This window comes from Schaalia canis, from assembly GCF_003858455.1.
GTDB classification, from domain to species: Bacteria; Actinomycetota; Actinomycetes; order Actinomycetales; family Actinomycetaceae; genus Pauljensenia; species Pauljensenia canis.
This window is the reverse complement of record NZ_RQZF01000019.1, coordinates 1-5,610: the sequence shown is the minus strand read 5'-3', so window position 1 is coordinate 5,610 and position 5,610 is coordinate 1. Positions and strand designations below refer to the sequence as shown.

Sequence of the window (5,610 nt, the reverse complement as noted above, 5' to 3'; positions counted from 1 at the left end):
GCCCAAACCAATGAAAACCGCTCACTCAGCGACCCACACCGTCCGGCGCAACGAGTAAATAATCTACACACCCCCACACCAACACGTCAAATCCATTGAGGGTGAACAGGGCCACAAAGCTACTTTTCAGCGTAATTCCGGGGATTTATCAGACAAAACACCCCCGCCACAGCTCATGTGGCGGGGGTGTTTTGGCGACTTTTCGCAGCTACGGTGCCATATTTGTGGGCAGGACCACCAAAAGCGGCCAGATGCTTGCATCAATCAGCTCAGCACAGCACCAAGATGCTCCTGCACGGGGATGTCAATCGTCGGCAGATCACGCACAGCGCGCCGGACTGCCTTTGACACAGCCAAGGGGACCCGCTCGTCAAAGACACCCGGGATGATGTAGTTCGGGCCAAGCTCATCTTCATCAATGACCGATGCGATGGCGATAGCGGCAACGCGTAAAACCTCGGTGGTAATCTCCTTGACCTTCGCGTCAAGCAGACCGCGGAAGAGGCCGGGGAAGGCCAGGACATTATTGATCTGGTTGGCATAGTCTGAACGCCCTGTTGCCACAATCGCTGCATGCTGCGCTGCAGCCAATGGATCTACCTCAGGAGTCGGGTTCGCCAGTGCAAAGACAATCGCATCATCAGCCATCGTTGCAACGTCCTCGCCGCTGAGAATATTGCCCTGCGACACACCAATGAAAACATCTGCGTCACGCAGGCCGTCCTTCAAACTGCCCTTCACACGACGCGGGTTGGTATTCTCCGCAAGCCAACGACGGGACGCATGCATCCCCTCCACCTCGTCAGCGTTCAAGGCGCCACTACGCCCGTAACCGACAATGTCACGCGCCCCCTGGGCCATCAAAAGACGAATAATCGCAGAGCCTGCAGCGCCCACACCAGAAACAACGATGCGAACATCCTCAATTCGCTTGTTCACCAGCTTCAGGGCGTTCAGCAAAGCGGCGAGAACGACGATAGCGGTACCGTGCTGGTCATCATGAAAGACTGGAATATCAAGCTCAGCACGCAGGCGCTCTTCGATTTCAAAGCAGCGCGGCGCTGAAATATCCTCAAGGTTGATGCCACCGTATGCCGGAGCAATAGCTTTCACGATCGAAATGATCTCTTCGGTGTCGGTCGTATCCAGCACAACCGGCCAGGCGTCAACGCCAGCGAACTCCTTGAAAAGAACAGCCTTGCCCTCCATCACCGGCAAAGCAGCTTCAGGGCCAATGTCCCCCAAGCCCAACACGGCCGTTCCATCAGAAACGACAGCCACCGTATTGGCCTTCATCGTCAGCAAATGAGCTTTCTGGGGCATGTCATGGATGGCGGTGCACACACGAGCAACGCCGGGGGTGTAGGCACGGGAGAGATCGTCACGGTTACGCAGGGGAACCTTAGAAGAGACCTCAATCTTTCCGCCAATGTGGGACAGGAAGGTTTGGTCGGCAACAGACGAAACCGTGATGCCTTCAATGGACGACAGCGTGGCCTCAACCTCGCGCCGATGCGCCGAGTCGCGCATATCGCAGGTCAAGTCCACAACAATCAAACCACGATCAGAGTCGGCCACATCCAGGCCCTTCACCTCTGCGCCAGTTTTCCCGACCGCACCCACCAGGTCCGCTAGTGAGGCGAGTGCTTCATCAATCTGTAGACGATAGGACGCGGTATAGGACGGTGAGGTACGCATGCTGTTCCTCCAGCAGTATGACGAGAAATGCGGCCTTTTCAGCCACTAAATACTCTACTCCTCCCGCGCTCAAGGGAACACCTGTACGCGGAGCAATTCTGGACCTTCAACGCGGGGCCAAAATGACCTGGAGGAAATCCCGACCGCTTATCGCTCATACGATATCCGCATTCGTCCCCTAAGTAGACAGTGAATACATACCTTGATGTCTACGACCGGCACTGTCTCGTGCTAGCGGCGCGCCAGCGGGGACACTCTCAAAAAGAACTGGACAGCGGGCGCGTGCGTTTTTGCTATCCAGAAACGCCCCTGACATTTACAGCTATCTTTGGCACCACAGCCTCTAGGGTGTCTACGGATCGAAACCGCAACGCAGCGAGGAAGTCTTAGGCAGACGCGACGTCAAGCATTCCGCCAATGTCGTCACCGTGTCCGCCCACGCACCGATTGGGGGCACCTACCCCAAGCAGAAGCAGACGAGAATCGTCAGGCAATCGTCAGTAAATGATTGCGTTTGCCTGTATCCTGCGCTAGGTTTGTCGCAACACCGACGAAGGGAGACACGATGAACGTCACGCCAGCACCCACCCCTACTGTCAAGCTGTTTCTTTCTTGGTACTCCGGTGACAGGGAGTTGAAGGAGGACCTCGTCGATCGCCTTCGGGTTCGCCTCAAGATCGAGAAGGGAATCAACTTCGAGTGGTGGGATGACTCGGAGTTGAGCCTTGGGGAGAACTGGAGGGCACAGCTTCGCGCCCACATTGCAGAGGCCGACTACGTGCTTCAGCTCCTCTCCCCCGGTTTCCTCGCCAGCGAGATCATCGACGAAATCGAACTCCAGAAAGAGGACGGTCCAGAGCTAAAGTTCCTGCCGGTTCAGCTGGTTTACGTCGACCCGCAGGACAAGAACATCGACTGGAAGGGCCTCAACGAGTTGCAGCAGTTCTTCTCCCTCGGCCGCAGCTACGAGCAGACTCCCACCCACGAGCGCAACGCCTTTGTAGACGCGCTCGTCCGCAAGATTCGCGCCCGCGTCCTCACCACCGACGGCACCACCAACTGGAACAAGGCATGAGCACCCAACTAACTCCCGCCGGGGTCAAACGAGCCCTCCCCAAGCTGCGCGACTACCTCAGCCCGATTCTCTACCGCCGCGTGGAGGCCATCGCCGCCCAGTTGCAGGACGACGGCCTGATTCGCATCGACGATGCGATCGCCGCCACCGCCACCACCGACAGCCCCCGGTTGAAGGGATCAGCATTCCGGGAGTTCCGGTCCACCGTCGCAAAGGCAGCAGCCGAGGCCGGCATTCGGTTCTCTCTGGAGGCCGACAAGCGCAAGAGCGAGTGGGCCTACTTTGAGGGCGACGACCCTCTGACGGCCGAGCTCGCAGCACGCTCGGATAAGGAGGCCCGCGCGGGCCTGCCCAGGGAGGTAGTCGAAGCGGATGCCCAAGTGCCCGGGCCGATTCGCGTCTACTTCAGCGCAGCACTCCAGGAGCTTTCCCAGCCGCACTCACCGGCAGCTGACTTGACTAAGCGGGTAAAGACTGAGTTGCGCCTCACCGAGGACACTCCGGGCTTTGAGTTCGCCTCATCCGCTGACGCTCTGCTGGGCGCAAACCGCAACGACCATCTCGAGAGCGCATGCAGCCGCGCGGACGTGATCATCGTTCTGCTTTCGCCGGAGTACCTGGAGCAGGAAAACCCGGAACCGGAGATCGTCCACCAGTCGGGCAAACCAGTCGTAATCGTCAGTCTCCGATCCGTCTCAGCGGACGCAAAAACGCGAGGACTCAAGCGCCCGCATGTCCTGTGGGACAGGGAACCCTGGGAGGAGAAGGACAACACGCAACGAAGCCATTCGATTGGCGACCTGCTGGCCGCTGTGAAGAGGGCGCTGTCCCGGGAGAAGCCCCCGGCTCCATATCTCTCATGCACCGACTTGCTCGGAGAGCATGCGCGCAGAACTGCTAAGGGTCTTGGCGCGCAGGAATCGCAGGTCCCGTTGCACGCCTCCAGGGGACGGTTCAGCACCACGGACCCTGAAGCGAGTTACGACGCCGAGCACCGACTCGCCAAGGATTCGGCAGAGGGCACCAGCGAGGGCTACACACCTCGCCACGTCCAGGCGGTACCAACCCTGCTGGAATGGTCAAAGAACCGCGCTGAGAGCTCGCCACGCTTCGCCGCGCTGCTCGGCAACGTGGGCATGGGCAAGTCCACCGCGCTTAAGCAGCTAACCCTGCAGCTCCTGGACGCGCGCGAGCAGGACGCCTCGCTCCCCCTCCCCGTCCTCTTCGACCTGCGGGAGCTGAACGGCCGGAGCGTCGACGACATAGGCCCGAGCGAGCTGCTTGACGCGCTCATGAAGCGAACCCATGTCAGGGGTGGAACTGCGTCTGGCGATGAGGTCTTGGAGGTGGCGGCCCAGGGGAACTGCGTCCTGCTTTTCGACGGTCTAGACGAGGCGCTGGTGCACCTGACCGAGCAGCAGGGGCAGCGGCTGATCCAGCGCCTGTGGCAGATCGCGGGCGACAACCCGACCACCAGGCTGGCGATCTCCTGCCGTACCCACTACTTCCGTACCCTCCGCGACGAGGTCTCCACGTTCCTCAGACAGGGACGCGAGAGCGTGAACGAAAGCGACTACCTGGTTCTCCACATGTTGCCGTTCACCCAGGAGCAGGTGAGGGAGTACATCGCGAGCAACGTCGGTGCAGACCGGGTTGACTCGATCATGGCCATGATTGGATCGGTCTACAACCTCACTGAGCTCTCTACCCAGCCGATGCTGCTGCGGATGATCACGACGGCACTCGAGCCGCTGCAGCGGCGCGCCCTGCGGGGAGAAACAATGCGCTCCGTCGACCTGTACGAGTCGTTCGTGTCGCAGTGGCTTGCCAGGGACGACGGCAAGCACGAACTGCTGCCCGACCACAAGTTGTTGCTGATGGAGGATCTCGCGGCACAGCTCTGGCGCGGCGGGCGCCGCACCTGGAAGGTGCAGGACCTGGAAAACTGGATGCTCCGCTTCATGCGAAACCACCCGGACATGGAACTCCACTACGAGAGGCGCCTCCCCGGTCTCTGGAAGGACGACCTACGAACGGCTACCTTTGTCACGCGCAGCGGCGACGACTACGGCTTTGCACACACGTCCCTGCTCGAGTATTTCCTGGCCAGGCACCTCCTGCGTCTGCTCGAAGCGGGGGCCGACATCGCCCAGGCGGACTGGGCCAAACTCGCCCCTAGCCCCGAGGCGGAACGCTTCCTCATCGAGGCCCTGCTCGGTCTACGGATGGACGAGCTTTCCGTTTGCCTGGACACGCTTGCAGAATTGGGACGCAGGCAAGAAACCGGCATCCGCGTCCTCACCTTTGCCGCAGCAGCCCTCAAGCTCGGTCTGCAGATTTCCGACTTGCGCGGTCTCGACGCGCGAGGCGCGAAGCTAGACGGCTTCCGCCTGGAGTCATCAAGCCAACTGGACCTGTCTGGCGCTCGCTTCGACGGTGCCTCGTTCCGCCACGCTCGCTTTCAGGGGCTACTCCTCGACAACGCGAGCTTCGCGGCCTGCGACATGACCTCCGCCTCCTTCGTCGGCTGCCAAATGACGGGCACCTCGTTCGATAGTGCGACGCTTGCGGGCGCGACATTCAGAAACTCGGCACTTCTAGCGTGCTCCACAGACACGGCCGACTGCTACCAAACCTCCCTGATCGATTGTAAGGCCGTACCGGGGCTTCCCTCTGGGGCGCGAAGCGCTCCTTCCCCCCAGGTCGGCTTTCCCATCCCCTCCACTCTCACCGGCCACACCAACGAGGTGACCAGTGGCGCCTACAGCCCAGACGGCACCACCATCCTCACCACCAGCAGAGATAACACCGCCCGCATCTGGGATGCCACAACCGGC

At 60.5% G+C, this 5,610-nt stretch carries 3 protein-coding genes; 2 read left to right on the top strand and 1 reads right to left on the bottom strand.

Annotated features, from left to right (window positions below):
• Window positions 1–264: 264 nt before the first annotated feature.
• The gene (locus EII11_RS10210; protein ID WP_124872444.1) at window positions 265–1,698 is read right to left on the bottom strand and encodes an NAD-dependent malic enzyme; all 1,434 of its coding nucleotides are present in this window, start codon (window positions 1,696–1,698) and stop codon (window positions 265–267) included.
• A 565-nt stretch (window positions 1,699–2,263) separates the two neighbouring features.
• On the opposite strand from EII11_RS10210, the gene EII11_RS10205 reads away from it, so the two are divergent.
• Both EII11_RS10205 and EII11_RS10200 read left to right on the top strand, forming a co-directional pair.
• Window positions 2,264–2,773 (top strand): toll/interleukin-1 receptor domain-containing protein, encoded by a 510-nt coding sequence (locus tag EII11_RS10205; protein ID WP_124872440.1) that lies wholly within the window; start codon window positions 2,264–2,266, stop codon window positions 2,771–2,773.
• Window positions 2,770–5,610: NACHT domain-containing protein (locus EII11_RS10200; RefSeq protein ID WP_124872437.1), on the top strand; the 2,841-nt coding region annotated here is incomplete at its 3' end. The genes EII11_RS10205 and EII11_RS10200, both read left to right, overlap by 4 nt.